The 2,436-nt window shown below is 45.8% G+C and carries 2 protein-coding genes and 1 pseudogene; all 3 read right to left on the reverse strand.

Annotation, left to right across the window (positions count from 1 at the left end; genetic code table 11):
* Positions 1–86: 86 nt before the first annotated feature.
* Complete coding sequence (locus tag R7P35_RS23620) at positions 87–803, reverse strand: carbonic anhydrase (protein WP_005485792.1); 717 nt, start codon at positions 801–803, stop codon at positions 87–89.
* 141 nt (positions 804–944) lie between these two features.
* Positions 945–1,913: a spore coat protein U domain-containing protein gene (locus tag R7P35_RS23625; protein ID WP_318092740.1), complete on the reverse strand. Its 969-nt coding sequence runs from the start codon at positions 1,911–1,913 to the stop codon at positions 945–947.
* A pseudogene (locus tag R7P35_RS23630) lies at positions 1,910–2,436 on the reverse strand (fimbrial biogenesis outer membrane usher protein); the annotation flags it as partial. The gene R7P35_RS23625 and the pseudogene R7P35_RS23630, both read right to left, overlap by 4 nt.

Raw genomic sequence — 2,436 nt, forward strand, 5'->3', positions numbered from 1 at the left:
TAATTCGCTCTTAAACACTCAAAGCCCACTCAACATTGAGTGGGCTTTGTTTTATTTCGGGCTTACCAAATCTCAAAAAACATCGGTTATTTGGTAAGAACCATACGCGCATTGAGCGGTTGAACTGGACGATTGTTTTCCCCCATGACGTGTTCAAATTGCGCAATTTGCTCTGCCGAAATGCTTTGTGGATCTTTGATCACAAGCCAACGCACGCCTTCTGAACATGGTGGCGTGGTCAACGAGCCGTTAAATCGGTAGTAATCTTTGTCGCTAGGAATCAACGCGTTTGCATCGAAAGGAGCGCGAATCGCTACGTTTTGATCTCTTTCCGGCACATTTTCTAGCAAATTCGCCAAAGCAGGATTGGCTTTGCCTTGTTCAAAAAATACCGCCACTACTGCGAGATTGCCTTGCTCATCGGCATGAACGTAATGCGCTTCCAATGGGTAAGATTTGCCGTCGACATGGTTTTCAGATGGTGTGTGGAAATGAAACTGCTTTAAAGCAAACGCTTTGCCATCAATGGTCAGAACATTCTCTCCCTCAATGCTGGTTTGCAATGTGTGGCCATTGTTTGTTAGCGCAACCACTTTGCCTTGGTAATCCAATTGCAGTTTTGCTAATTCAGCTTGCGTCGCCGAATGAATATCAATCGGGCTTTGGTTTTTACCTTGCGCACATTCAGAAGCAAACTCGCCCCAATGCTCTGGTCCGTGACTTCCTTCGTAACCCCAGTTTGCTGCGTTGGCCGAACCAACGAATACCAAAGACAATCCAATCGCTGTAAGTGACTTTTTCATGATTTTCCTTATCCCTTCAAGTGAAGTGTTGTAAAAGCAAAGCCATACTAATCTCACAGGATTCGGTCGTTACAGAGTGGAAACTATGATTGCAAACAAACTTTGGAATCAACTCCTCTAGTCATGCAATTGATATGATGCTCAAAATTGAACGTCAACGATTATTGAGTCGGTATAAGTGCCCGCTGGAGGGGTATTTTGGCTTGTCATTATCTGCGCGCGATAATTGTAGTTCTGTGGAGTGATACCATCTGGAATGGCATCGCCAGTATCGACATCGCTCTGTTCGCGGCGCTCAGCACCAGCCGAGCCCCAGCGCTCCGTCGATGAAGACTTATAGATTTCATATTCCAAATAGTTACCATCAGATGCCATCCTTCGTTGGCCTCCTGAAGCATTTACGCCGTCGTTTAAACCAATGGTGAAGGAACTATTCTTGGTACAAGTTAACGATATAACCTGACTAACGGGATCGAAGCCCGCCACCAATGGGGATGAACCAAAATCAATATCCGGCGCGGTTATCATACAGTCGGGAGTCACTTCCAACTCGACCGTAATAGTACTTTGAGCACTCCCCTCATTCCGAATAATACATACTCCTGGTAGACCTACGCCCTTGCAGTAATTCCAATTCCAAGACGCCGTAATTTGGTCTGTATAAATTCCGGCCGAAAGGTTACTTCCAGCTCCCGTCCGAGCATAAAGAGGGAACTCAACTTGGTCTCCAAACAGCCCCAACAAATCTAACAAGTCGGTGTCTGTGAAGGTGTACAATTGGCCAAAAACATACTCTTGTGAAAGGCTTGAATCGCCAAAAATCTGATAGTTAATTACCGAACTGGCATCTCCTTGGGTGGTCATCTGCCCACCATTGAGGCTGGTAAATATGACAGACACATAGTCGCCACTCAACAACGACACAAGTGTCGAAAAATCACATGTTATCCCCGCATGCGGCTGGGCTGAACTTTGTTGCTGAGTGCTCGACACCGTAAATGAGGAAACGCTACCAAACTGGATTGAAGGTGTTAGCGCCGTGATCTCACATGCCATTGTCGAACAGGAGAAAAAGAGAAGTAGACTAGCCAGCCAGCGATGCAAAATCATAGTGCCGCCTCATCTTCTGTTTTGAGGCAAACCTGACTATTCAGTGTTTGTATTTTTTGACTCTCGCGCTCATACAACCCTTCAATTGAAACTTTACATGGTGACTGCCCTTGAGGATAAAACAGAATGTAACTGCCCGGATCAATGCCTTCAAAGTAGGTAAACCCATCCCACCCAATTTGACTGACTAATCCTGTCTCTGAACGCCCAAACGTGCCAAGCGGCAGGACTAGGTGATTTTCATCCACAACGGTCATACTCAATGCAATTTGCAGCTCAATGGGAAACTCTAATAAATAACCGTAACCTGCATGTATCGAAGCGAACTGCTCTGTCGTCGAAAATGCCGCATTCGCTGGTAAAGTGAGTGGGTCAATTTCATATTTGGCGGTGTAATACGCGGTAGCCCAAGGCACTAGCAAATAGCCATCCTCGTCAGTCACGCCAACAATTTGGTTTTCATATTTAACCGGAATACCTTCAAAACCACTGGTGCTGACCACGGCAAAGCTGTCATACACTT

This window comes from Vibrio sp. Vb0304, from assembly GCF_033338995.1.
In the GTDB taxonomy this organism is placed as follows: Bacteria; Pseudomonadota; Gammaproteobacteria; order Enterobacterales; family Vibrionaceae; genus Vibrio; species Vibrio alginolyticus.

Excerpts from the sequence above, each read along its gene's own strand:
- R7P35_RS23625 (WP_318092740.1), bottom strand. The coding sequence starts at position 1,913 with ATGATTTTGCATCGCTGGCTGGCTAGTCTACTTCTCTTTTTCTCCTGT.
- R7P35_RS23620 (WP_005485792.1), bottom strand. The coding sequence starts at position 803 with ATGAAAAAGTCACTTACAGCGATTGGATTGTCTTTGGTATTCGTTGGT.